We start from the raw sequence: 19744 nt of genomic DNA, 5'->3' as shown, positions 1-19744 counted from the left end.
GAGAAATTTAATAATGACAGCATACAATTATCAGAATGAAGCAGAAGAGTTAATTGAGGATCAGGACGAAACGGTACATTACATGCAAGATGAATCATGGAGTGTGAAAGATTTATCTGGAGCTGTATGGGCCGATGGAATGATTCACGAAAAAGAAGTTAAAATTTCCAGTATTGAGGCCATTGCAGATAATAATATTGCTGCTTTGGAAGCTAAGATTGAAAAGTTGAAAGTGTGGAAAGAAAACTCAACAAGAAATGATGTTAATGGAATTACATTTTTTAAAACACATCTTCATTTGTGGCATGAAAAATTGGTTCGATCTGAAAAAGAAGAAAATAAAGAATTGGTTGCAAAAGGTAAGAAAGAAAAGAAACTTAGCCAGACCATTAAATTACCATACCGAAATCTTACTTGTCGTACTCAGCAGCCCGAGATTACCAAAGATGAGGAACAATTAGTTCAATGGGTGAATACTAACTACTCTGAAGACATTCCTGTTTCAGATCTTGAAGACCTTATAGATAATATTAAAGCGAGTGATAAGTCTGGAATCAAACTATCTGATTTATTTACTTTATACGGTGAATACGAGTCAAAATTCATCAAGCGAGACATTAAGGTTGCCTGGGGAGAACTTAAAAAGAATCTGTTCATTTCGGAAGATAAAAATGGTAAAGTGGTTTATAAAGATGATCAAGAAAGAGAAGTTACTGCAATTCAATTGAGCAAACAGGGAGAGAAATACGATTGGAAAATCACAGAGTAATCTTATAAAGTAAACATATACATATTAATTTATGGGTGGTATAATGACTGTAGTGGTTATATACCACCTATGAGTTTATAGAGGGGGATAATACGCATGGATAAAGCAGAAAAAGAAATGAGTAGAGAATATTGGAGTAAGCGAATTTATGATGAAATACTAGCAGAGAATAATACACATGAGACGTTTGGCTTTGATTATAAAAAGATTGACATTGGAAACGACAAAATGGTAATTGATGTTCAGTTATCGATTACATTTAATGAAGAAAACAGAAAAGACAATATTAAAAACACTTTACAAAAAATTCAGAAGACATTGGAGATTCTACTTAGAACGGATAAAGATAATCATTGTGATAACTTGAAATAGTTCTTTCATTTAGAAGGGAGATATGCAATGGAGATTTGGCACGTTCATGAATATGATGAGTGGAGTAAAGCAGAAAAAAGTCATGGACATTACATGGAAGAAAGAACTGCGAAAACGGTGTTCGATAAAGCAATGGCAGATTTAAAAAAAGATGAAGTGTTTTTAGACTCAGAATCTGAACAAAACTTTGAATTACTCTGTGGACTGTATATGAGCAGAATTGAAGTGCATGAAGGCTAGAACATAAAAGGTCTATTTTATGATGCGAAAGGAGAATTTATATGGCAGACTGTTCATGTGAATGGTGCGACAAATCAGAAGTATGCAAGTACAGTTACCAAGAACTTGATTGTATACCAACAAAGCAGATTGAATTATCAACCAAAATTACTCGCTGTGAAGTGGATGGATATTTGAAATTAGTTGAAGAACTGAAGAAGAAAGATGAAGATATATTTCATGAGTTGATTTGGGGATATCAAAATATAATAAATGATTATCCAACAGAAGATGAACTTATCTATGCAAGAGAAATAACAATCTAAGAGGAGTGATGATAAGTTGAGAAAGATATCTGAGACACAATACAAGAAAATCATTGACATGTTTGATAAGCAGGTAGATAAAGAGATAAGTGCTATGACAACCGTATTATCATCATGGGGAAGGAATTCTGAAATTGCAAAGTTGACCATTGATGCAACGTCAAAGAAAGACGAGTTTATGAAGTTATTCGACAAAGTTTAATGGTGAAGGGGAGACCTAAAGTATGATCTACATAACAGGAGACATTCACGGTTCAGTAAGTGTAGGTAGTCGATTTAACACAAAGAACTTCCCTCAAGGCAAGACTCTAACCAAACAGGATTATATCATTATTGTTGGTGACTTTGGCTTGCTATGGGCTGATGACGCTGAAGATCGTTTCTGGCTGAAGTGGCTCACAAATAAACCTTGGACTACGCTTTTTATTGATGGGAATCATGAGAATTTTAATCTCCTGGAATCTTATCCTGTATCAGAATGGAATGGTGGTAACGTCCATCATATTACGCCGAGTATAATCCATTTAATGCGAGGTCAAGTATTCGAAATCGAAGGAAAGAAATTCTTCACATTTGGTGGGTCTGCTTCACATGACAAAGAGTATCGCAAGGTTGATGTATCTTGGTGGGAACGTGAAATGCCTAGCTCTGAGGAATATCAAGAAGGTATTAGAAACTTGGATAAGAATCATTGGGTTGTCGATTATGTCTTGACTCACACATGTTCTCATGATGCTCTGACGTGGATTATACAGCGATACAACACCAACGTTGAACTTGACCAGATGCATAAATACTTTAACGTGATTAAGTCCAAATTGGAATATGAAAAATGGTTCTTTGGACATTTTCATCATGATGATGAACTGCCAGATAATCAAAGGTTGTTGTACAACGATAAGATCAAAATTCTGTAAAAGGCACGTTTCATGAGGAGGGATAATTGTGATAAGTAGCAAAGCAGTAAGAAGATTAGATGATTTAGGTAGAGTCGTGATACCAAAAGAATTAAGAAAACTTCTGGATGTTGGTGGGGGAGACGTACTTGATATTTGGTATGACTATGAAGAAGATGTGGTGAAAATAAGAAAACATAGGGTGGATGAATTGGATGATTAAGATTATAGAAGGCAATCTGCTTGATGCAACTGAAGACATTATAGGCCACCAAGTAAATTGTAAGGGCATGATGGGATCAGGTTTGGCTCTCCAAATCAAGAATAGATATCCTCATGTATTTGCTGGATATGGTCTTAGGTGTCTAGAAGGTAAATATGCTACAGGCTTACTTGGTGAGTGTCAAATCATATCCTGTGACATGAAGAGTGTTGCTAATCTTTTTGGACAACATGGATTCGGAAGAGATAAACAACATACGAATTTATTAGCATTAGAGGTTGCACTATACAAGTTAAGGGATTATTCAAAATCGAAAAAACTTACAGTAGCGCTACCTTTTAAAATGGGTTCAGATCGTGGTGGGGCTGATTGGAACGAAGTTTATAAGATGATTGATGAAGTATTTGAGGATTATGAAGTCACATTGTATAAATTTAATTAGAGGTGATCAGAATACAGTTAACAAATCAACAGTGTCAAAAGTTGCCTAAAAGATTGAGAAAGTGCTGCAAGTTAAGTTATAAAAAAGAGCAGCAGCTAATTTACTTGATGTTTAAGACTAAAAATAATCGTATGAGAAATAAGATAGATCGAAGACTTTGTGAGCATTGGGCCATTAATTACGATAATGTAAGAACAGACAAGAGGGGGAAGTGGGATTGAATTATGATTATGGAAAAATTCAGGTGAGTTATCCTGAAGTTTTACATCCATCACACTTAAAGTATCCGAATGACTATAAATATAGGGTTCATTTCACAGAAAAAGATTTTGGTGCAAAATACATAAATGTATTAATTGAGGCCGGAGATTTTGTGTGTATGAGTGAAGGATCATATGGGGAGCCTCCCGTGTATGATGTTGATATCAAAGAGATGATCATTGTGAATCCAGTAATGAGGTGTTGGGGAAGAGGGTTGAAATGGGCTACATAGTGACTTGTAATTGTTATGATTTAGAAACGGATATTTAAGATTGGCGACATGTTCGTTTATACAAAAGAGTTACACATTTGAGTTGCCCAAAATGCAATGTTACACATGGTGCAATTATAATGCACGGTGACAGTTCTATGTTTTATCGAGTAGGGTTGTTCAGGAAGGATGGGTTAAACAAATGATTACATATCGGGAAATGAAAGAAGACAAACGCTATTTCGCACAAGAGAAGTATGGTCGCTATTGCAATCATGCACGATCACAAGGATTTGATCCAGTTACATACACAGAGTTTAAAAGTGCTGGAGAGTATTTTGGTACTGGAACTAAGAAGCTGACTAACGTTATTCATGGAGGTGTGAAATAATGAAACAACCTAATCCATATGAATTAGAGAAGATCATTTTAATGATGAAGATGAGAACTCTCAATGGAGATGGGTCCTATCTTAACAAATTTACTATCCGAAGCAGGACTACTATCGAGGATGTTGAGAATGCTGCAAATAGACTGAGTAATATTAATAAAGATATTCAAAAATGGGACGCGATACATAAGGTTAAGGAATTAAAGGAATACTATAACATTGCGGATGATGAAACTAAAAATATAATCAAGTTAGAGTTGATTGGATTACTTTAATGAATTTAGAAAAGAAAGGAGAGGAATGAAGAGTGAAGATTATTAATGTAGGTAATTATGATAGAGAGTCTGTTGACGACAAGTTGGTTTGTGAGAACGTGAACGAATATTATGGAGAGGCTATCGTTGATTTTTTGAATGAACGATTCTCAGGAGATCACAGTTCGGATTTATATAAAATGGTGGGTGACGGTCATGGGTTGTATGTGTGGGAACCATGGCAGGAGGATACTATGAATTCACCATATGAAAGAGCTGAAAAAATTTTAAATAATATAACTGAAGATGAATTAACAGAATTATTTGAAGAGGCAGGTTTTAAAATCACTGACGGGGAAGGACGAATTATTGATGGTAATGGAATGGATGTTAAAGATGGCCTATTGGTACGATGAAATGCGTGTTTCATCGGGTTCCCTGGTAAGTAAAACCGACAATATGGTAGAAAACAGGAGAATGAGAGAGGTGTTTAAATGACAAAAATGAAGTTTGAAATTAGAGTGTTTGAATATGAGTCATTCGAAGATTATTTAGTCCATGCTGCAACGATGAATGAACTGGGATGGAAGTTCCAAAATCAAAGCAATAGCCATAAAGAAGTTACTTGGACAAGAGATGGAGATTATAAAGAAAAACAGGATGAGAATTTATGCAATGTTTACACCTGATCAGGTTCATGTGGTTAACGAATGAGTAAGATGAGTTAAAAGGAAGAATAATAAAGAATGAGAGAGGTGCCGAGAATGGAAATAGAAGTGCTGAAAAATCAGGAGTGGTATAAGATAGAACCTGAAAATATTAAGAAAGACGATGTTTTTAGATATGGAGGACAAGATTACATTTATAAAGCCGATGAAGATGCTTATGTTAATAGAATGGGTACTGTCAACTTTGGGTTTAGTGTTGTTTCGGAAGAAGAGGTTGAAAAATGGTAAATGGTAAAATAATTATAAGTGGAATCATTGAGAAAGACCACCATGGTATTAGCATCAATGGAACAAATTTGGGTGAATACATAGCAAACCAACTAACTGATATTGAATTCCCAGACTATGAAGGTGATTATCACCGAAAAGAAATTGGTGGTGATGGGATTTTCAAACACTTTTCATCACCTCTAGTCTTTATTCAAATTTACCTAAATGAAAAAGAATTTACGCTTAATGAGGCAATTAACTTTCAGATTTTAAGTTCAATGGGAGAGTTAGATGTTCAGGTAGATTGGATTGGATATTCAGAATTGACGATATCCTATCTTAGTACAGAGAACCTGACTATTGGAGGACATAATATTGAAAACATGTTAGCTCAGTACATCGGGAAATTTGTACTCATTTCTGTAGAAGTTAAAGAGTGCTAATGCAACAGCAAATTCATGAGAGAGAGGATGAAAGGTTAATGATAACTGTAGAGAAGTATAAATTATTTTTAGATAAACTAAATCAATTGTCAGAGGAAACTGGTGTTTATATTGAAGTATACGATGACTGTTATTATAATCCAAAGCTAACGATTGAACCGGAAATTTATCAGACTGACAAAAAGCATCCATTTGCTTATATGGAGTATGATCTAGAAAAGAAAGTCTACATTGCCAAAATGGATAATCCATATGACGGAGAAGTAATCTAAGGAGAGATGAATTTGTTTAGCAATGAGATTATCGTAAAAGGAAACTTTGTATCTGGAACAATTAAGAAAAACGAAGGTAACAAAGATTCGTCAAATCATTCATACATATTACATAGTGGATTGAATTTTGGTGGTCGTGGAGGAACAGCTAGGACTGCCGACAAATTGAGAGAGATTTCTAAAGAGATGTTGGACGTGGCTGCTGAAATTGATAAACATAATGGAGGAGAGCAATGATAGAATTAGGAAAATGGGGAATTAAAAATGTAAGAATTATCGATAAGTGCAATTCCGTCATTGAATTATACATACCAGGAGTAAACCAACAGGACAGAGTAGATATTAAATTGACCCTTATTGATGCGATGCGTGGAATAAGTATCGAAGACAAGACGAAGAAAGAGTTACAGAAATGGAGAGCAAAGTGCCAGAAAGAAAACGAAAGATTAGATTGGGGTATTCAAGCAACTAAAAAATTGATCAAATCATATGGAGAGGAGTGAGAATGATTGAAGAATTAATAGCCTGGGCGAACGATTATAAGAAACGTGCAAGAGAGGTGGTCGATATTTTAAACTATCATCAAATCATGTCTGAAGATGCATTTAGGAGCGAAGGAAGAATCCAAGCAATGGACGATATGTTAAGCTTTATTGAAGAAGGTAAAACCAAGGAAATATGTTATTATTGCACTGAAAAACCCCTGATAGATAGAAAGTGCCTAATGAGTAGCGGTAAGGGAGACTATTCAGTATTTATAAATAGTTGCAATTACCTGGAGGACAGTGAAATTGGAGATTGGAATGCTAAGTTCTCATTACATGGTGTTAAGATAAATTACTGTCCTATGTGCGGAAGAGTGCTAAATGAATAAGTTTGAATGAAGTACATACTTTACGGAGAAATGAGGAAGATTTTATGGGAGATACATATTCATTGGCGGTTCCATCAGATAAAAAAACGTATTATTTGGGCACTATATCATCTGCAATACGTTGTTTGCCGTTGCTGTTGGAAGATAAATGTATAGACAAAGAAGTGATACTCTTTTATGATGGTGGATTTAGGTCGGACAAATATGATGGAGCAGATGAGTTTGGTCCCGCAGGAACCGCAGGATTTTTCGGAGAGATGTATGATTCCTATCCAATCTCAAAAGGTGAGTGGGTTGAAAAAAATATGTTAGACGGGGATGAATTCTTCAATTTAATGCATCAATGCACTTCTGTTACTTCCCTTATTTATTTGGGTGAAAAGAAATTTGAAATGAACGTATAAATTACATTTTTTAAAGAGAAAGGATGAGTTAAAAGTGGAAACAGTCTGGAGATTTATAGGTGAAAACGCAAAGGCAAAACTTGAGCCATTTGAAGAAGTTTATCGCTTAATACATACAGGGACAGGGAGAAAAGGTGAACCAGTTTATGATATGTATCTTGAAGAATATGAGCAATATGAAGACCTTGAAAAATTGGCAAATTCACTAAACTTGGACTTGAGAATACGAATTGGTGCAGAGTGGTTAGCGTGTCTTTATACTGACAAATTTGGCTTTTCTATTTCTTAATAAAATGAACATTTGATCGAGAAAAGGAGATTTGAAATTGAATAGATATATACTTTTTGGTTTTGACGCATATTATCCATCGGGCGGATTAAATGATATCGTCACTGCGTTTAATACAATTGAAGACGTAAAGAGAGTTGTGAATGATTGTGATTATCAATATTATCAAATTTTAGACATGAAAAATGGAGCACAATATAGTTCTTATAATGATGATGAAAATGAAGAATGTGATGAAATAAAGAATCAGACCTTGAATGAATTGAACCGTTGGATTGAAAAAGTAATATATAATTTTGAGTAGAGAGAAAGGAAGGAAGTTATTTGCTGCACAACTATTTACAAATAGCCATGGGCTTGCTATTTTCAATGTTAATTCTGTTCTACCATATCAAGTGGCTATATAAATTAAATAAGATGACTATCTCTCTGAAGCAATACTATTTGGGTTCATTGGTCATCTTCTTAATAATCGCGGTAATGAATAGACACTCTTTAATTTAAATGCTAATAGAATTAATGGATAAGGAGAATTAAGATGAAGGTTTACACTGATAGTATTTGTTTAAATTGCAAACATTTCGAACATGAGTGCAATGTGGATATTGGAGATGGCGATTATATCTGTATAGAATTTTGCAATTCAAGCAATATCGAAGTTAGAAGAGATTTTGATAATACAAATGAAATTAAAGAGTGTAAAGATTTTATAACAGAAGACTAAAAGTAATCGGATGAAATTGGGCTTTTAATAATCCATAAGAAAGAAAAGAGGCGAGTAATTCCTATTCTTTCATATGGATTTGGTTTAATTACCCAAAGATCCGCCCAACATTTCTTCTAATTCTGCCTGAATTTCTTCTTGTGTCATTTCATCAACAGGTTTATACTCGCCATCAAAATTATAATCTTCCGGTTCATCACTAATCCCATTCTCAGGAACAAATTGTCCATCGCTATCATAATCTTCTGGATTTGTTGAAGGGGCCTTTGAATCACTTTGAAGTTCTTCTTTTGTATACACAGAACTTGTTGAGCCAACAGTAATATTTTTAGTGACTGATACAGTATTTCCCCATACAGCATCTGACTTAACAGTGGCCCCTTTGAGGTTTGAACCGTTATCACCAATTAATTCTTTAACATTGGGTGGTTGAACATTTGCTGTTGGAGAGGTTGCTTCCAAAGTGTATTCTCCAGACTCTAGACCATTACCATTGTTAGAAAATGAACCGCTTATAAATGATCCATCTTTAACACTAACGTTATCTTGCGCAGAATAAAAACTCGAATCACTCTTTAGACTGAGCATTAATTCCATTCCATCTGGAAGATTGGTCGCACCATTAAACGTTACAGTGTTGTCTGCTCCAACATCTTCACTAATACTTAATTCAACATCAATTGAAGAGTTTTTTGAAGCGCGCACAGAATTTTCGTTTGAGAAAGATTCACTACTACTATCGTTGTCCATTATCACTTCATTTGTTGCTTGTTTTGTGTTGGAGCATCCTATCAATAAAGCAAACATTAAAAAAGATGTCGCAATTAGTTTATTTTTTCCCATTACCAAATTCCCCCATATATTTAATGTAGTTATTTTATCACTTATTAAAAAAATAGTATATAAAATGAATAATAATTGAAATATGCCCAACTCTAGAAACTGATTCTCAAACGACATAAAAGTATCGCTTTACGATCAATATAAAGGAGAATGTAGATGAAAAAGATCAGCAAAAGCAAGAGACAAAGTAAAGATAATAAGTATGAGTTTCCAGTGAAGACTGATTTTGTTTTTCGCATACATATGAAGACAACGGAACGCGAGACAAAAATTATCACATGTTTTGAATTGCCCAGCGGAGAGCAGCACGTTAGAAACTATGGCAACATTCCCGCCCACATCCTCTTGGTGCCATATTTAGGGCAAGAGTTTGAAATGTATCTAGACGGAGAGCTAGAGGGGATAATGCTGCTCACAAAGGCAACTAGAAGCATGTTTGAATACGAAAAAAGTGGATAACATTTCTAATGAACTAAGAGTCGATTTCTGATAAATAAGGATCGATTCTTTTCGCCTTTACCTGTGGGGTTGAATGTTATATAATGTGAGAACGAATGTTCTTATGAGGTGAAGTTAATGCAACAACATCCGACCGGAGATGAGCTTGAATTTATTAAACAGTATTTAGAGATACCATTCTTGCTGGATATATTGGAGGACAATATAACCAAGATGAAAGGTGCAGAGTTTAGATTGGGTGACATCTTTTTGTTTCACTTGGTTAAATTGCAGGATAAATTAACGTTGGAACTAGCAGAAATTAGAAAACAAATGAGAAATAAGGGAATGAAGGTAATTGATACGAAAAGAACGAAAGTAGAGATCAGAACTAAATATTTGTGCAGAGGATATACAGGAAGCATGGTGCTACTGCTGGATAGGGTGAAAGCAGATTTGAGTATGAAGCTATGCGAGTTGTTGAGTATAGATATTAATGAGATGAGAAGTCTATGAGGCAAAGATAATGATTGCTTTTATAAAGTAAATATAGTAATATAATAAGTGAAGAGAAGATGATTCGGCAGCAGGAAAATACATAGTAATTGTGGAATAGTTATGATAAAAAGAATAGATTCTATTGAAGAAATTGGAGGGGCAAAACAACCAATGAAACTAATTGAAAACTGGGAACAAATTAATAAAAATATCTATTCATTAGAGGTGTATAAAAGATTAGACACTCACAGAAAAGAATACAATGATTATATTGTACAGGGGATTTGTTTTGTAGTAACTCTCGATAATAATGGTGATCATATTTTTTCTCCAAGTCGATTTATTGGATATGAGAAAAATTCTTTTGTCAGACATAAAGACAATGAGAATAAACATGGACGCGAAACAAACGATATAATCAATAAGACATTAGGAAAAGAACCAGTGGAAAACGAACGACTATTACAGATATACAAAGAATTTTGCGAGCGAAATGAAATTGAATACAGAGAAAAAGGTGCATTTGGATCTACTCGTAAGTTTTGGGTTTATAACTGAATGAATTAAATAAAATAAAACAACAATTTTCATAGGGAAAGAAGTTGAATATATGACAGTTGTGATTGGTTACATTGGTAGGGACTTTTCTATTCTAGTTACCGACACCAGAATGTTTGTGAATGGACGGAAAGAAAATGGAGTAATGGATGATTATCAAAAATTAAGGAATCTACCGTACCCCTTGGGATGGTTAACTGGAGCAGGATTTACACGTATTCTGAATAACTTCGAAGTTATTATTAACAATAATCCTGCAATAATCGGAATCAGTAATTTTGAAGACATTGCCAAGGATCTATACTCTGAAACTTCAGTTCAAAATCCGGAATTCTTAGAGTTTATTAATTCAAGTAATATATATACGTCCTTTTTTTATAGAGATCTAGGCTCTGGAAAACTCAAACCTACTGTTTTGTACATAACAAAAGACAGAACTATTAACGTTAAAGAATTTATGTATTTCATAGATTATCCCTATGATTTCAGAGACGAAATGATCACAGAGTTAGTAGAAAAATACAAACTTAACGATATTCATACAGACACCGTAGAAACAGCATTGAATAATATATTTCATATTTTTGATGAGATATCAGGGAATTCAGATGGTGTGAGTAAAATTTGTGATGTGGGGATACACATTGATACATCTACAGAATTAGTAAAAAAACAAATTAGAAGCAATATAAATGAGCTGTTGAAATAATACTTTCATAAGGAGATGTTTGTGTGGAATGGAAGGATTTAAGCATTGAGGCAAAATCGGTTGTAGAACGTTGTTGGTCAATTCATCATAATCGTCCACTGACTTTTGATTTTGTTATTGGTACTGAGTTTAAAGCCGGTGGTGTTTCGATTATTCCAACTGAGGATACTTATAACGAGGTTCTTAAATACCAGAAAGAGAATCCCCAATTTGATGTCCATCGTATTGACGAAAGGGTAGTTGTAAAAGGAAATTGTGAGTATGGAAGCTGGCTAAAATAAAACAATTCTTTTATGAAAAGAGGAAAGATCGTGAGTAGTTCCTTTGACTGGTATGGAACAGGAATAAGTGCATTAATCAGTTTGGGATTGAGTTTAGTGACTTTTTCTCTAGGGGTTCGATCCGGGAAAGAAAGAACTGAGAGACTAAAGTTGAGAGAGAAATATAGAGAGTTATTTGCTCATTTCAATAAGTTCAAAGAAGGAATTGAAAATTATAAACCGATTAACTGGGATAAGTTCTATGATTCGAAGACTCGGGAGTCAAAGCCGTACTGTCGAGAACTCGTAAAGAACGGTGAAAGTTTAGAGTTATCAAGATCTCTATTTTCAAAAGTCGTAGACTTGGAAGAAAGAACATTAAGATTCGGATGGAAGTTTACTAAATTGTCAGAAAGCGCTGGCGATATTGTAATTGATGTATTGGAGAGGAGGGGAGTTGCTCTTAAAAAAGAACAATACAGAACCATAGTAGATTTTGAAGAGAACAATAATGAAAGAGCCTCATACTATGAATTAAATCCAGTATTGTTAATGTCGGAAGAAAAACGTAACGAATGGAACCAAACGCTAGAAACGAGTGAAGCGGGTATCAACTTTACGTATTTGTATGAATCTAAAATCAAGTATTCAATTTATTTAAAAAAGAGCGACTTAATTAGGATTGGCTTACCTGATCTAATAAATCAAATCGGAGAACGAATTTATAATGAAAATTTAGAACTAATTGAAGAGCAGAAGACACTAATTGCAGAATTGAAGTCCGTGCTTAAGAAAGTATCTAAATTAGCAAAGGAGCCGCACTCTTTTTGGGGAACGATAGGAAACACATTTAGAGATTTTTTTAGATGAAGTGAGTCTTTTACACAGAAAGGAGTGAAATTGTTTGCTGAGTGGATGGCTAGTTGTTGAAGAAAAACGTCCGAAAAATTCAGAAAGACAGTTACTTGTTGTAGCTAATAATGAAGATGAGGCGCGCGCTGTTTCGGAATTTGATCTGGATAAAATAGCCCATGTTATAAAATGGGATGGCAGAAGAAAGTTTTGGTATGGCGAAGGAGATTTTTCAATTGGGGAGTATCTTTCAAGATTCAATAATAAGCCACATATTATAGATTCTGATATGTATTGCGATGTTGATCACTTATTGAGATCAAAGAAGAACAAGAAAACAAGTATTACTCTTGATGAAGCAATCAAGGAAATAAAAGGAATCATATATGATACAGACGAAGGCGCCAAGGTTCCTAACGAAATTAAAGATGCAATTAGAAAAGCAGCAGAATATCGAGCAAAAGCCTCAGCATATGAGGTCATAATTGAAAGATGGTTTGATGCTATAGGCGTTAGTGAGAACGAAGGATTTAGAGATACTTACATAGATTGCATTCAACAAAGTTATAATCCGGAAGAAGCAATTAGACATTTCGAAAATATGATCGATTAAGGAGAGACAACGAACATTATGTTGGATACTAAACATCTGGAGTATCAAAATTGCACAATTAAAAGTGTAACGCAAGATAAATTCCCCGATGATATTATAATTATGGTTGGCCTTGAAGATGGTAACAAAGAAAAGGTTAAGATTATGAGCAAGGGCATGTATATCGATCAGTTGAAAGAAATGAAGGCCGGAGAAAGAGAAAGATGTGTTTGGGCCTATGGCAATTCTGATATAGATTTATATAAAAGAGACGATGGTTATCTATTATATCACAGTCCACACGAAGGACTGTATATTAAATATTGGCTTGCAGAAGGTGAATTTGAAAATATGTTCGTTTAATTCTAAGATGAAATTAGCCTTTCATAGGGTGGTGGAAAGATGGCTGGTAAACAAATTTATTTTACTGAGAAAGAGTTGGAAATGATTAGACACGCTTTTGCAAGTGAGAACTACAGTTTTGAGGGTGACTACTCGGACGAAGAAATAGAAGAAAACTATCTTTTAGCTGTGAGCATACGCAATAAGGCAAGGAGATATTAATAAAACCAATCTTTCACTTAGAAAGGATGACGAGAAATGAAAGTGATTTTAGAGATTCCAAAGTACGGAGATGGAGATTTGGTAGCGTTTGAGAATAAACCTTTTGTACACAAAGAACAAGCAATTGGTGTTGTGAAAGAGGTTAGAGAGGTTGGCGATAAATTAGAGCTGACAATACTGGTGTGGGATAAGTTCTTGAGTGTTATACCAAGTTTTATTGATAACAAGTTTGACTCGGTATCACTGGATTTTAAGTAAAAACGAATCTTTGATCAAAAAATCAGGAGGTGAAATTGATGGGCAAGATAACTTGGAAGAAGGGTATTGATCAGATAATCAATCAAGGTGCTACAAGGGTTTATAAAGAAGAATTGCTTAATTCTATTAGCAAAGAACTAAATAATAGGAAAGTAATTCACAAAGTCTTTAGAGCTTCTACAGAAGAATGGATAGTTACAATCGGATGAAATGTGAAGTTTATCAAAAAAATGGAGATGAATGGGAAATGGACAAAATTACTGGAGAGGTTATTTACATAGAAGAAACTGATGAGTGGGAGTTCCAAATTAACGATGGATCATATAGTCAAGAAATGTTTCTTGAAGAAGTAGACAGAATATTAACATCTAAGGGATTTGGACATTTGAAAGATGGGGATAAAATCACCTTGTCGGTTGAGAGAATGACTAAATAAAAGTGGCATTTCATAAGGGGAGAAAATTAGAGATGAGCATTGAAGAGAAGCTTAAAGAACTATTAAAAGAATCTGGGGATATTGAAATTACTGAAATCAACCTACAAGAAGAGTGTGTATATGTACTTTTGCCTTATGAAACGAGCGCAATACTAATTGATCTTGAAGGAGACACAGATGAAGTTATCATTGAATCATTCAAAGAAAATGTTAATCATCGGTTGGATGACATGGTGAATCATTTGAATGATTGCAAATTTTAATAAAAGATGAGGTGACAGAATGAACGAACAAGAGTTGACCGAATATTTAAAGAACAATCTCTCAATTGAAATAGAAGAAGATTACATATCTTATAGCGGGTCTGGTATTAGAGTGAATTTGCTCTTGAATGGCGAAAGGATTTCTACGGACTATGTCGTTACCAAACAAGATTAGATTAATCTTGGTAAAACAAATATTTCATAATGAAATGGAGAGAGAGTAGAAAATGAATATCGAAAAGCAACTAAAGGAACTGTGCAAGGAAGTTGGAGATTTACAAATTACTGAAGTGAGTTTAGAAGAAAAGGCCGTATCTATGCTTTTCCCATATGAAACCTCTGAAATTACAATCGATCTTGAGGGTGATACCGATGAAGAAATTATTGAATCGTTCAAAGAGAATGTAAATCATCGTTTAGACGATATGGTAAATCATTTGAATGATTGTAAGTTTTGATGAGTGTTTCAATGAAAGGAGAGTAGGTATATTGAACTTTAAAAATATGATAGCAGACATTGGCAATGATGAAATTGAAACGGCAGCGGAGCTTGATTTTATAATGTGGAATGATCAATTGCAGGAGTATCCACAGGCTCTGTACGATATGTTAATCCTAGATGCAGTAGACTTACCCAATGAAGAGAAACTGAAGAGAAAAGCAATTTTAGACGCAGCATATGTCGCTCTTCAATCAACCATGGAAGAGATTACAAGGGAATTGCAAAGCAAGTATCCGAATGAGTCAAAGCGACGATTGGGGCATGGTTAACAGTTATTAAAAATGATGAATCAATACATTTTATAGCGAATAGGAGATAGAAAACATGGATATCAAAAACACTTTTAAGGTTGCTCAAGAAATTGCCGCACTCTCTACTAAATACGAAAATGAAGACATCGGTAACAATGAACAGGCAGAGATTCAGAATAAGAAATTTATAGACGATTTAGATATGCTGCACAGTAAACTCTTGCAATTAAGTATGTATGCCACAGATAAACTACTCAATCAAACAGCGGTTAACACTAATGCCTATGAGCAACTGTCCTCATATTCTAACTTGAGTGTTTATTACATCTATGAAAACGAAGGACTTGCTCTTGTTGAAGATACGGGGATGGGCTTACATCTTGTTCCTTTGGACATTTTAAGGTTTGAAGAATAGTTTCTTGATCAATTTTTCCTTTTACGTAGAAATGGAGCGATGTGAAATGATTGACAAAGATTATTTTGCAGTTTACAAAAATAAAGTGAGAGACCGATATCGGTTTCTTAAATGCAATAGATCAATTTTAACAGCAGAACAGATTCGAAAAAGTATGGATAAGTTAGGTGAGTCTGTTTTATTGTCTGAAGAAATTATCAAAGAGAGAGAGGAGAGAAGATTTTAATTGAAGATACACAATAGAGAAGCAGTTTTTAAGGCTGTATCGGGCAGCAGAAATAGAAACTTAGATGATGAAAATTCAGACAGAGATGTAAAGTTCTTTGTGTTACCAACGTTTGATGATTTGTATTCAGGATCTCTTTATAAGAACTTTCAAACTTCAGATGCAGAAGATATTGAAATTCATGATGTGAGAAAATTAGAAAAATTGCTTACCAATTCAAATCTAACTTTTTTAGAATTGCTTTACTCAGTAGAGGTTGATACATTTGGCTATCTTGAGACTAAACAACTACTCGAAATCAGAGATAGAATTGCTACTATCAATCTCAGAAGCCTGTTCAATAGTTGTTATGGTATGTATAGAGGTCAAATGAAAGACCTTACGAATCCAAACTCTGAATTGCAGAGGAATTTGATTGCTAAATATGGATATAACACAAAGAAGGCTATGATGTCGCTTCACTTCTTATCATTCTTAATCAAATTTTATGTATCGGAATTTAAGGATTTTAAGGGTGCAATTACATATGAAGGGGCCAGCAGAGATCACATGTTTCGTATAAAACGTGGCGAGTGTTCTCTAGAGGAGTTTAGAGAAATTGCCGACTTTAATGAGAAGATCGCTTTAGACTTGGAGGGGAAGTATTATGAAGTTCCCTTTAATGAGGAAACAAACTATCAACTAAAAACAATCTTACATAAACTTGTTAAGAATCATTTGAAAACATTTTAGATCAAAGTTTACTTTCACAAAGAAATGGAAGTGTGAAATTTGAGAAAATCTAAAGCACCTATAACTCAATGTCCTCATTGCAATTCTAGCGAGGGATATTATATTAAAGAACAGGTGTCTGGAACAGTACACTACAGAACTAATTTTGATGGAAGCGAGGCTGATAACACCGAGGTGTATGATTATTTAAAGCATAGATCAGGGAAATTGGCATTTTGCATAAACTGCAACAAGAAGATATTTAAAGTTGAGGAATTAACATAGAGTTTTTATGTGAAAGGACAATGACTGATGAAAGCTTGATTTGATCAAGTGTAGTAAACACAAATTGAGAAAAGAAAGGTGGATAGGATATGCTTAATGGTAAAGTAACAGATTCAAAATATGCTTACCAAAGAATCGCATACGTAAAACCGGTTGAAAATCATTATGAAAACAAAGGTGAGCAACCATACATTAAATACGAATGTCCTGTATGCGAGCTGCTTAATAATAAACATCAGGTAGCTTTTGGGACTGATAATTGCCCTTTGTGTAATGTTAATTTGTTGTGGGAAGAGCCGATTAATGATACTGAGCAGTAGACGCATATAGCGCATTAGAAGGAAATGGCTGACACAAAAAAAACAGTACAACAACTATATAGCCCTACTTAAGCATCAGGTTCAATTGATGTTTATAAATTAATAATGCTTATAAAGGAGAAGTATAATTGTATTTTATGGAGCACGAATAATCCACATGATGAATAAAGGAAACAAAAAGTCTGCTAAACTGATTCCTATCCCCAAAAGAGCGACATATCTATTTTTTTTATTCATAAGACCCATTAATCCAAAAACAAATCCTATAGGACTAATATAAAAGAGAGAAACAATGCCGATACCTTCTCCAAACTGATCAGCTTTTATAGCATAGTAATCCAAAAGAAAAATTAAGGCTACAGAAACGCCAATTATAACAGAATAAATTGAATATGGTCGATTTACTCTTCTTTTTTTACTCATTTCATTATCGCCCTCCACACATTTATAAATAATACATATAATACATATAACACATTTATGTACTATATGTAAAATTGGACCAGATAAAGCGAATTTCCTTTTTGGCGTTCCATTAACGTCTACAATTTTTCCATCTAATGTTTTTTTCTTGATAGAAATGTTTCCGATAAGTAATGCACAGTGCGAAGATACTGAACAATAGACACAAATTACAAAGTAAGAGGAGGGTGTTAAATGAAAAGAGTAGCTATAAAAGTAACTTTAGAAAGAGAAATTTGGATTAGCAAAGAGGTTTGGGAAGAAAGTTTTGGAGAGCAATTGCCTTGTGATATTGAAGACTTGGAGATGTTAGAAGACGAATCTCTTAGGTCAAACACAGAATTGAAAGATGTGAAAGTTGTTGGCGAATTTGAATTAACCGATTGATGCACAGACCAAGATTCGATGAAAAATAAAGCACATGAAAGCCCGATTTCACGAAGAGAGGAGAATATTAACTGTGAAAAGAACCATACTTGTCCCAGTACAAAGTGACGGATCAATAGAACTTTTAGATATACTTCGCGCATTTACGTTTTATCAACTTGAAATATTTAATTACTCTATTAGAAAAAGATCCTCTGTTTGATAAGAAAGACGAAAATTCACAATTAATAGAGGATATTAGAGACATTATTGCTGATAAGAAGCTTGAAAGTCAAATTGATAAAGTGAAAACAATGACTCCAGAGTTTAAGGCTATGATTGTTGGAGTGTTGGAACAGATATTGGGGTACAGTTCTAACAGTAAAATGAAAAAGTAAGAGGTGAATAATGGGTGTCTGGGGAGAAATGTTATACCTTGTTAGCACAAAAACACTAAAGACAAAAGCGCTTGAACTCCGAGATGAGATTGCAATTAAGTCAAAACGGAAACTTGAAAAAGAACTAAAGGAAATTCTTGAAGAAATAGAATATCAAGAAGGAAGATTACAATATGCGAATAGGCCATATAGTTTTCCTTCAGCTAGATTGCCAGTACCAAACATGAAAAAGATTGAACATAATCTAAACTGTGATTGTGGATGCTGGTTAAAAATATTTATATAGTAAACATATATACTATAATTAAATAATGTGATATGATTGATTTGTAGGACAAATACATATTAGTGGAGGTTCATATTGAATATTAAAAGCATTAAAAGACGATTACAAGAAGCGCATCGAAACTTCATTGCATCCATTGATAATGAAGAAATATCTAAAATCATTAATACTAAAACATTTATTACTGGTGGAGCAATAGTATCATTGCTACAGGATGAAGAACCTAATGATTATGATTATTATTTTACAGATAAAGAATCGTGTTTGAAGGTAGCTGAATATTATGTTGGGCAATTTAACAAGGCAAACCGAAACGCTTTTGAAGTTGAAGTAAAAGAATCTGAAAACGGTAGGATTAGTATCTATGTCCCAAGCAGCGGTATGGCTAAGAATAAATACATAAAAGGGTTTAAGCCAGTGTTCTTATCTAGCAATGCAATCACATTATCAGATAATGTTCAATTAATTACAAGATTCTACGGTGAACCCGATAAGATTCATGAGAACTATGATTTTGTACATTGCACTTGTTATTACCAACCAAAAGAAAATGAGCTTGTTTTGCCACAGAAAGCGTTAGAGTCGCTAATCACAAAGGAATTGAAATATGTTGGTTCTAAATATCCTCTAGCTTCTATTATTCGTGCGAGAAAGTTTATCGAACGTGGATGGAAGATTAACGCTGGACAGTATCTCAAAATGATTCTACAGTGTGGAAAACTCGACCTGAGTGATGCTTCAGTATTAGAAGATCAGTTAACCGGAGTGGACTTAACTCTATTCAGAATGGTGATTGAAGCAATTAATCAGAAGAAAGAATCTGAGCCTAGCTTTGATTTTCCGATGGATTGGATTACCGATGTTATTGACAAAGTTTTTGATGAAGAAGATATGAGTGAATATATACATAGCGAAGAAGAAGAATGAAGTGAGTTTGTAAAAG

The 19744-nt window shown here is 34.1% G+C and carries 49 protein-coding genes; 47 read left to right on the top strand and 2 right to left on the bottom strand.

Features of this window, described 5'->3' with window-relative positions; all coding sequences use genetic code 11:
• Positions 1-13 precede the first annotated feature (13 nt).
• The 23 genes from B9T62_RS18735 (at position 14) to B9T62_RS18620 (ending at position 8308) form a co-directional block, all read left to right on the top strand.
• Entirely contained in the window at positions 14-769 is a 756-nt protein-coding gene (locus B9T62_RS18735) for a hypothetical protein (RefSeq protein ID WP_087916666.1), read from the top strand.
• Between the two features lie 96 nt (positions 770-865).
• Positions 866-1141 carry a hypothetical protein gene (locus tag B9T62_RS18730; RefSeq protein WP_087916665.1) on the top strand — a complete coding sequence of 92 codons (276 nt, stop codon included), beginning with the start codon at positions 866-868 and terminating at the stop codon, positions 1139-1141.
• 27 nt (positions 1142-1168) lie between these two features.
• Positions 1169-1381, top strand: coding sequence for a hypothetical protein (locus B9T62_RS18725; RefSeq protein WP_087916664.1), 213 nt, complete (start codon positions 1169-1171; stop codon positions 1379-1381).
• A 41-nt stretch (positions 1382-1422) separates the two neighbouring features.
• A complete protein-coding gene (locus tag B9T62_RS18720; RefSeq protein ID WP_087916663.1) occupies positions 1423-1686 on the top strand; it encodes a hypothetical protein in 264 nt (87 codons plus the stop codon).
• A gap of 16 nt (positions 1687-1702) precedes the next feature.
• Positions 1703-1888 carry a hypothetical protein gene (locus B9T62_RS18715; protein ID WP_087916662.1) on the top strand — a complete coding sequence of 62 codons (186 nt, stop codon included), beginning with the start codon at positions 1703-1705 and terminating at the stop codon, positions 1886-1888.
• A 22-nt stretch (positions 1889-1910) separates the two neighbouring features.
• The gene (locus B9T62_RS18710) at positions 1911-2603 is read left to right on the top strand and encodes a metallophosphoesterase family protein (RefSeq protein ID WP_087916661.1); all 693 of its coding nucleotides are present in this window, start codon (positions 1911-1913) and stop codon (positions 2601-2603) included.
• Between the two features lie 28 nt (positions 2604-2631).
• Complete coding sequence (locus tag B9T62_RS18705) at positions 2632-2805, top strand: AbrB/MazE/SpoVT family DNA-binding domain-containing protein (RefSeq protein ID WP_157793903.1); 174 nt, start codon at positions 2632-2634, stop codon at positions 2803-2805.
• Positions 2798-3247: a macro domain-containing protein gene (locus B9T62_RS18700; RefSeq protein ID WP_087916659.1), complete on the top strand. Its 450-nt coding sequence runs from the start codon at positions 2798-2800 to the stop codon at positions 3245-3247. Before B9T62_RS18705 ends, B9T62_RS18700 begins: the two co-directional genes overlap by 8 nt.
• Positions 3248-3464: 217 nt before the next feature.
• Entirely contained in the window at positions 3465-3740 is a 276-nt protein-coding gene (locus tag B9T62_RS18695; RefSeq protein ID WP_087916658.1) for a hypothetical protein, read from the top strand.
• Between the two features lie 181 nt (positions 3741-3921).
• On the top strand, positions 3922-4110 hold the full coding sequence (locus B9T62_RS18690; RefSeq protein WP_087916657.1) for a hypothetical protein: 189 nt from the start codon (positions 3922-3924) through the stop codon (positions 4108-4110).
• Positions 4110-4385 carry a hypothetical protein gene (locus tag B9T62_RS18685; protein WP_087916656.1) on the top strand — a complete coding sequence of 92 codons (276 nt, stop codon included), beginning with the start codon at positions 4110-4112 and terminating at the stop codon, positions 4383-4385. Before B9T62_RS18690 ends, B9T62_RS18685 begins: the two co-directional genes overlap by 1 nt.
• 32 nt (positions 4386-4417) lie before the next feature.
• Positions 4418-4780, top strand: coding sequence for a hypothetical protein (locus B9T62_RS18680; protein WP_087916655.1), 363 nt, complete (start codon positions 4418-4420; stop codon positions 4778-4780).
• A 78-nt stretch (positions 4781-4858) separates the two neighbouring features.
• Positions 4859-5053 carry a hypothetical protein gene (locus tag B9T62_RS18675; protein WP_087916654.1) on the top strand — a complete coding sequence of 65 codons (195 nt, stop codon included), beginning with the start codon at positions 4859-4861 and terminating at the stop codon, positions 5051-5053.
• A 75-nt stretch (positions 5054-5128) separates the two neighbouring features.
• Positions 5129-5320 (top strand): hypothetical protein, encoded by a 192-nt coding sequence (locus B9T62_RS18670; RefSeq protein ID WP_157793901.1) that lies wholly within the window; start codon positions 5129-5131, stop codon positions 5318-5320.
• A complete protein-coding gene (locus tag B9T62_RS18665; protein ID WP_087916652.1) occupies positions 5314-5745 on the top strand; it encodes a hypothetical protein in 432 nt (143 codons plus the stop codon). Before B9T62_RS18670 ends, B9T62_RS18665 begins: the two co-directional genes overlap by 7 nt.
• Before the next feature lie 38 nt (positions 5746-5783).
• Entirely contained in the window at positions 5784-6017 is a 234-nt protein-coding gene (locus tag B9T62_RS18660; RefSeq protein ID WP_157793900.1) for a hypothetical protein, read from the top strand.
• A 12-nt stretch (positions 6018-6029) separates the two neighbouring features.
• Positions 6030-6254, top strand: coding sequence for a hypothetical protein (locus tag B9T62_RS18655; RefSeq protein WP_087916650.1), 225 nt, complete (start codon positions 6030-6032; stop codon positions 6252-6254).
• Complete coding sequence (locus B9T62_RS18650; protein ID WP_087916649.1) at positions 6251-6520, top strand: hypothetical protein; 270 nt, start codon at positions 6251-6253, stop codon at positions 6518-6520. The genes B9T62_RS18655 and B9T62_RS18650 overlap by 4 nt, the downstream gene beginning before the upstream one ends.
• 2 nt (positions 6521-6522) lie before the next feature.
• Positions 6523-6891 (top strand): hypothetical protein, encoded by a 369-nt coding sequence (locus tag B9T62_RS18645; protein WP_087916648.1) that lies wholly within the window; start codon positions 6523-6525, stop codon positions 6889-6891.
• A 44-nt stretch (positions 6892-6935) separates the two neighbouring features.
• Entirely contained in the window at positions 6936-7295 is a 360-nt protein-coding gene (locus tag B9T62_RS18640) for a hypothetical protein (protein ID WP_087916647.1), read from the top strand.
• Between the two features lie 34 nt (positions 7296-7329).
• Positions 7330-7584 (top strand): hypothetical protein, encoded by a 255-nt coding sequence (locus B9T62_RS18635; RefSeq protein WP_087916646.1) that lies wholly within the window; start codon positions 7330-7332, stop codon positions 7582-7584.
• 37 nt (positions 7585-7621) lie between these two features.
• Positions 7622-7888 carry a hypothetical protein gene (locus tag B9T62_RS18630; RefSeq protein WP_087916645.1) on the top strand — a complete coding sequence of 89 codons (267 nt, stop codon included), beginning with the start codon at positions 7622-7624 and terminating at the stop codon, positions 7886-7888.
• A gap of 234 nt (positions 7889-8122) precedes the next feature.
• A complete protein-coding gene (locus B9T62_RS18620) occupies positions 8123-8308 on the top strand; it encodes a hypothetical protein (protein ID WP_087916643.1) in 186 nt (61 codons plus the stop codon).
• An 84-nt stretch (positions 8309-8392) separates the two neighbouring features.
• On the opposite strand, the gene B9T62_RS18615 is transcribed toward B9T62_RS18620, so the two are convergent.
• Complete coding sequence (locus tag B9T62_RS18615; RefSeq protein WP_157793898.1) at positions 8393-9151, bottom strand: hypothetical protein; 759 nt, start codon at positions 9149-9151, stop codon at positions 8393-8395.
• Positions 9152-9307: 156 nt separating this feature from the next.
• Here B9T62_RS18615 and B9T62_RS18610 point away from each other — a divergent pair, with 156 nt between their 5' ends.
• The 20 genes from B9T62_RS18610 to B9T62_RS18525 all read left to right on the top strand — a co-directional run bounded on the left by B9T62_RS18610 (position 9308) and on the right by B9T62_RS18525 (position 17289).
• Complete coding sequence (locus B9T62_RS18610) at positions 9308-9610, top strand: hypothetical protein (RefSeq protein ID WP_087916641.1); 303 nt, start codon at positions 9308-9310, stop codon at positions 9608-9610.
• Between the two features lie 117 nt (positions 9611-9727).
• The gene (locus B9T62_RS18605) at positions 9728-10105 is read left to right on the top strand and encodes a YhjD family protein (RefSeq protein ID WP_087916640.1); all 378 of its coding nucleotides are present in this window, start codon (positions 9728-9730) and stop codon (positions 10103-10105) included.
• A gap of 102 nt (positions 10106-10207) precedes the next feature.
• Positions 10208-10645 carry a hypothetical protein gene (locus tag B9T62_RS18600; RefSeq protein ID WP_157793897.1) on the top strand — a complete coding sequence of 146 codons (438 nt, stop codon included), beginning with the start codon at positions 10208-10210 and terminating at the stop codon, positions 10643-10645.
• Between the two features lie 52 nt (positions 10646-10697).
• Entirely contained in the window at positions 10698-11354 is a 657-nt protein-coding gene (locus tag B9T62_RS18595; RefSeq protein WP_087916638.1) for a hypothetical protein, read from the top strand.
• A gap of 23 nt (positions 11355-11377) precedes the next feature.
• Positions 11378-11635 (top strand): hypothetical protein, encoded by a 258-nt coding sequence (locus tag B9T62_RS18590; RefSeq protein WP_087916637.1) that lies wholly within the window; start codon positions 11378-11380, stop codon positions 11633-11635.
• Positions 11636-11665: 30 nt separating this feature from the next.
• The gene (locus B9T62_RS18585; RefSeq protein WP_087916636.1) at positions 11666-12484 is read left to right on the top strand and encodes a hypothetical protein; all 819 of its coding nucleotides are present in this window, start codon (positions 11666-11668) and stop codon (positions 12482-12484) included.
• Positions 12485-12518: 34 nt separating this feature from the next.
• A complete protein-coding gene (locus B9T62_RS18580) occupies positions 12519-13079 on the top strand; it encodes a hypothetical protein (RefSeq protein WP_087916635.1) in 561 nt (186 codons plus the stop codon).
• A gap of 18 nt (positions 13080-13097) precedes the next feature.
• Positions 13098-13421, top strand: a complete 324-nt coding sequence (locus B9T62_RS18575) for a hypothetical protein (protein WP_087916634.1) — start codon at positions 13098-13100, stop codon at positions 13419-13421.
• Between the two features lie 39 nt (positions 13422-13460).
• Positions 13461-13622 (top strand): hypothetical protein, encoded by a 162-nt coding sequence (locus B9T62_RS39240; RefSeq protein WP_157793895.1) that lies wholly within the window; start codon positions 13461-13463, stop codon positions 13620-13622.
• A gap of 36 nt (positions 13623-13658) precedes the next feature.
• Positions 13659-13880, top strand: coding sequence for a hypothetical protein (locus tag B9T62_RS18570; protein ID WP_087916633.1), 222 nt, complete (start codon positions 13659-13661; stop codon positions 13878-13880).
• Between the two features lie 38 nt (positions 13881-13918).
• Positions 13919-14089, top strand: a complete 171-nt coding sequence (locus tag B9T62_RS39235) for a hypothetical protein (RefSeq protein ID WP_157793894.1) — start codon at positions 13919-13921, stop codon at positions 14087-14089.
• The gene (locus tag B9T62_RS18565; RefSeq protein ID WP_087916632.1) at positions 14086-14316 is read left to right on the top strand and encodes a hypothetical protein; all 231 of its coding nucleotides are present in this window, start codon (positions 14086-14088) and stop codon (positions 14314-14316) included. Before B9T62_RS39235 ends, B9T62_RS18565 begins: the two co-directional genes overlap by 4 nt.
• Before the next feature lie 32 nt (positions 14317-14348).
• Positions 14349-14579 carry a hypothetical protein gene (locus B9T62_RS18560; RefSeq protein ID WP_087916631.1) on the top strand — a complete coding sequence of 77 codons (231 nt, stop codon included), beginning with the start codon at positions 14349-14351 and terminating at the stop codon, positions 14577-14579.
• Positions 14580-14598: 19 nt separating this feature from the next.
• On the top strand, positions 14599-14754 hold the full coding sequence (locus B9T62_RS39230; RefSeq protein WP_157793893.1) for a hypothetical protein: 156 nt from the start codon (positions 14599-14601) through the stop codon (positions 14752-14754).
• A gap of 52 nt (positions 14755-14806) precedes the next feature.
• Positions 14807-15037 carry a hypothetical protein gene (locus tag B9T62_RS18555; protein WP_087916630.1) on the top strand — a complete coding sequence of 77 codons (231 nt, stop codon included), beginning with the start codon at positions 14807-14809 and terminating at the stop codon, positions 15035-15037.
• Positions 15038-15068: 31 nt separating this feature from the next.
• Positions 15069-15350: a hypothetical protein gene (locus B9T62_RS18550; protein WP_087916629.1), complete on the top strand. Its 282-nt coding sequence runs from the start codon at positions 15069-15071 to the stop codon at positions 15348-15350.
• A 55-nt stretch (positions 15351-15405) separates the two neighbouring features.
• Complete coding sequence (locus B9T62_RS18545; protein WP_087916628.1) at positions 15406-15747, top strand: hypothetical protein; 342 nt, start codon at positions 15406-15408, stop codon at positions 15745-15747.
• Between the two features lie 46 nt (positions 15748-15793).
• Positions 15794-15973 (top strand): hypothetical protein, encoded by a 180-nt coding sequence (locus B9T62_RS18540; RefSeq protein ID WP_087916627.1) that lies wholly within the window; start codon positions 15794-15796, stop codon positions 15971-15973.
• Positions 15974-16705, top strand: coding sequence for a DNA polymerase beta superfamily protein (locus B9T62_RS18535; RefSeq protein ID WP_087916626.1), 732 nt, complete (start codon positions 15974-15976; stop codon positions 16703-16705).
• A gap of 353 nt (positions 16706-17058) precedes the next feature.
• Positions 17059-17289: a hypothetical protein gene (locus B9T62_RS18525; RefSeq protein ID WP_087916624.1), complete on the top strand. Its 231-nt coding sequence runs from the start codon at positions 17059-17061 to the stop codon at positions 17287-17289.
• Between the two features lie 135 nt (positions 17290-17424).
• On the opposite strand, the gene B9T62_RS18520 is transcribed toward B9T62_RS18525, so the two are convergent.
• Positions 17425-17712, bottom strand: coding sequence for a hypothetical protein (locus B9T62_RS18520; protein WP_087916623.1), 288 nt, complete (start codon positions 17710-17712; stop codon positions 17425-17427).
• Positions 17713-17946: 234 nt separating this feature from the next.
• Here B9T62_RS18520 and B9T62_RS18515 point away from each other — a divergent pair, with 234 nt between their 5' ends.
• The 4 genes from B9T62_RS18515 (at position 17947) to B9T62_RS18500 (ending at position 19728) form a co-directional block, all read left to right on the top strand.
• Positions 17947-18138, top strand: coding sequence for a hypothetical protein (locus B9T62_RS18515; protein ID WP_087916622.1), 192 nt, complete (start codon positions 17947-17949; stop codon positions 18136-18138).
• 158 nt (positions 18139-18296) lie between these two features.
• Positions 18297-18515: a hypothetical protein gene (locus B9T62_RS18510; RefSeq protein ID WP_087916621.1), complete on the top strand. Its 219-nt coding sequence runs from the start codon at positions 18297-18299 to the stop codon at positions 18513-18515.
• 10 nt (positions 18516-18525) lie between these two features.
• Positions 18526-18801 (top strand): hypothetical protein, encoded by a 276-nt coding sequence (locus B9T62_RS18505; protein ID WP_087916620.1) that lies wholly within the window; start codon positions 18526-18528, stop codon positions 18799-18801.
• A gap of 75 nt (positions 18802-18876) precedes the next feature.
• The gene (locus tag B9T62_RS18500) at positions 18877-19728 is read left to right on the top strand and encodes a Gabija anti-defense Gad2 family protein (protein ID WP_087916619.1); all 852 of its coding nucleotides are present in this window, start codon (positions 18877-18879) and stop codon (positions 19726-19728) included.
• The last annotated feature ends 16 nt before the right edge of the window (positions 19729-19744 follow it).

The organism is Paenibacillus donghaensis (assembly GCF_002192415.1).
Classification (GTDB): Bacteria; Bacillota; Bacilli; order Paenibacillales; family Paenibacillaceae; genus Paenibacillus_AQ; species Paenibacillus_AQ donghaensis.
This window is presented reverse-complemented; position numbering and strand designations above follow the sequence as displayed.

Bases quoted from the DNA above. Each gene is read 5' to 3' on its own strand.
- B9T62_RS18735 (WP_087916666.1), top strand. From the start codon at position 14: ATGACAGCATACAATTATCAGAATGAAGCAGAAGAGTTAATTGAGGAT.
- B9T62_RS18730 (WP_087916665.1), top strand. From the start codon at position 866: ATGGATAAAGCAGAAAAAGAAATGAGTAGAGAATATTGGAGTAAGCGA.
- B9T62_RS18725 (WP_087916664.1), top strand. From the start codon at position 1,169: ATGGAGATTTGGCACGTTCATGAATATGATGAGTGGAGTAAAGCAGAA.
- B9T62_RS18720 (WP_087916663.1), top strand. From the start codon at position 1,423: ATGGCAGACTGTTCATGTGAATGGTGCGACAAATCAGAAGTATGCAAG.
- B9T62_RS18710 (WP_087916661.1), top strand. From the start codon at position 1,911: ATGATCTACATAACAGGAGACATTCACGGTTCAGTAAGTGTAGGTAGT.
- B9T62_RS18700 (WP_087916659.1), top strand. From the start codon at position 2,798: ATGATTAAGATTATAGAAGGCAATCTGCTTGATGCAACTGAAGACATT.
- B9T62_RS18690 (WP_087916657.1), top strand. From the start codon at position 3,922: ATGATTACATATCGGGAAATGAAAGAAGACAAACGCTATTTCGCACAA.
- B9T62_RS18685 (WP_087916656.1), top strand. From the start codon at position 4,110: ATGAAACAACCTAATCCATATGAATTAGAGAAGATCATTTTAATGATG.
- B9T62_RS18675 (WP_087916654.1), top strand. From the start codon at position 4,859: ATGACAAAAATGAAGTTTGAAATTAGAGTGTTTGAATATGAGTCATTC.
- B9T62_RS18670 (WP_157793901.1), top strand. From the start codon at position 5,129: ATGGAAATAGAAGTGCTGAAAAATCAGGAGTGGTATAAGATAGAACCT.
- B9T62_RS18665 (WP_087916652.1), top strand. From the start codon at position 5,314: ATGGTAAATGGTAAAATAATTATAAGTGGAATCATTGAGAAAGACCAC.
- B9T62_RS18660 (WP_157793900.1), top strand. From the start codon at position 5,784: ATGATAACTGTAGAGAAGTATAAATTATTTTTAGATAAACTAAATCAA.
- B9T62_RS18650 (WP_087916649.1), top strand. From the start codon at position 6,251: ATGATAGAATTAGGAAAATGGGGAATTAAAAATGTAAGAATTATCGAT.
- B9T62_RS18645 (WP_087916648.1), top strand. From the start codon at position 6,523: ATGATTGAAGAATTAATAGCCTGGGCGAACGATTATAAGAAACGTGCA.
- B9T62_RS18640 (WP_087916647.1), top strand. From the start codon at position 6,936: ATGGGAGATACATATTCATTGGCGGTTCCATCAGATAAAAAAACGTAT.
- B9T62_RS18620 (WP_087916643.1), top strand. From the start codon at position 8,123: ATGAAGGTTTACACTGATAGTATTTGTTTAAATTGCAAACATTTCGAA.
- B9T62_RS18615 (WP_157793898.1), bottom strand. From the start codon at position 9,151: ATGGGAAAAAATAAACTAATTGCGACATCTTTTTTAATGTTTGCTTTA.
- B9T62_RS18610 (WP_087916641.1), top strand. From the start codon at position 9,308: ATGAAAAAGATCAGCAAAAGCAAGAGACAAAGTAAAGATAATAAGTAT.
- B9T62_RS18605 (WP_087916640.1), top strand. From the start codon at position 9,728: ATGCAACAACATCCGACCGGAGATGAGCTTGAATTTATTAAACAGTAT.
- B9T62_RS18600 (WP_157793897.1), top strand. From the start codon at position 10,208: ATGATAAAAAGAATAGATTCTATTGAAGAAATTGGAGGGGCAAAACAA.
- B9T62_RS18595 (WP_087916638.1), top strand. From the start codon at position 10,698: ATGACAGTTGTGATTGGTTACATTGGTAGGGACTTTTCTATTCTAGTT.
- B9T62_RS18575 (WP_087916634.1), top strand. From the start codon at position 13,098: ATGTTGGATACTAAACATCTGGAGTATCAAAATTGCACAATTAAAAGT.
- B9T62_RS39240 (WP_157793895.1), top strand. From the start codon at position 13,461: ATGGCTGGTAAACAAATTTATTTTACTGAGAAAGAGTTGGAAATGATT.
- B9T62_RS18570 (WP_087916633.1), top strand. From the start codon at position 13,659: ATGAAAGTGATTTTAGAGATTCCAAAGTACGGAGATGGAGATTTGGTA.
- B9T62_RS39235 (WP_157793894.1), top strand. From the start codon at position 13,919: ATGGGCAAGATAACTTGGAAGAAGGGTATTGATCAGATAATCAATCAA.
- B9T62_RS18565 (WP_087916632.1), top strand. From the start codon at position 14,086: ATGAAATGTGAAGTTTATCAAAAAAATGGAGATGAATGGGAAATGGAC.
- B9T62_RS18560 (WP_087916631.1), top strand. From the start codon at position 14,349: ATGAGCATTGAAGAGAAGCTTAAAGAACTATTAAAAGAATCTGGGGAT.
- B9T62_RS39230 (WP_157793893.1), top strand. From the start codon at position 14,599: ATGAACGAACAAGAGTTGACCGAATATTTAAAGAACAATCTCTCAATT.
- B9T62_RS18555 (WP_087916630.1), top strand. From the start codon at position 14,807: ATGAATATCGAAAAGCAACTAAAGGAACTGTGCAAGGAAGTTGGAGAT.
- B9T62_RS18545 (WP_087916628.1), top strand. From the start codon at position 15,406: ATGGATATCAAAAACACTTTTAAGGTTGCTCAAGAAATTGCCGCACTC.
- B9T62_RS18540 (WP_087916627.1), top strand. From the start codon at position 15,794: ATGATTGACAAAGATTATTTTGCAGTTTACAAAAATAAAGTGAGAGAC.
- B9T62_RS18525 (WP_087916624.1), top strand. From the start codon at position 17,059: ATGCTTAATGGTAAAGTAACAGATTCAAAATATGCTTACCAAAGAATC.
- B9T62_RS18520 (WP_087916623.1), bottom strand. From the start codon at position 17,712: ATGAGTAAAAAAAGAAGAGTAAATCGACCATATTCAATTTATTCTGTT.
- B9T62_RS18515 (WP_087916622.1), top strand. From the start codon at position 17,947: ATGAAAAGAGTAGCTATAAAAGTAACTTTAGAAAGAGAAATTTGGATT.
- B9T62_RS18505 (WP_087916620.1), top strand. From the start codon at position 18,526: ATGGGTGTCTGGGGAGAAATGTTATACCTTGTTAGCACAAAAACACTA.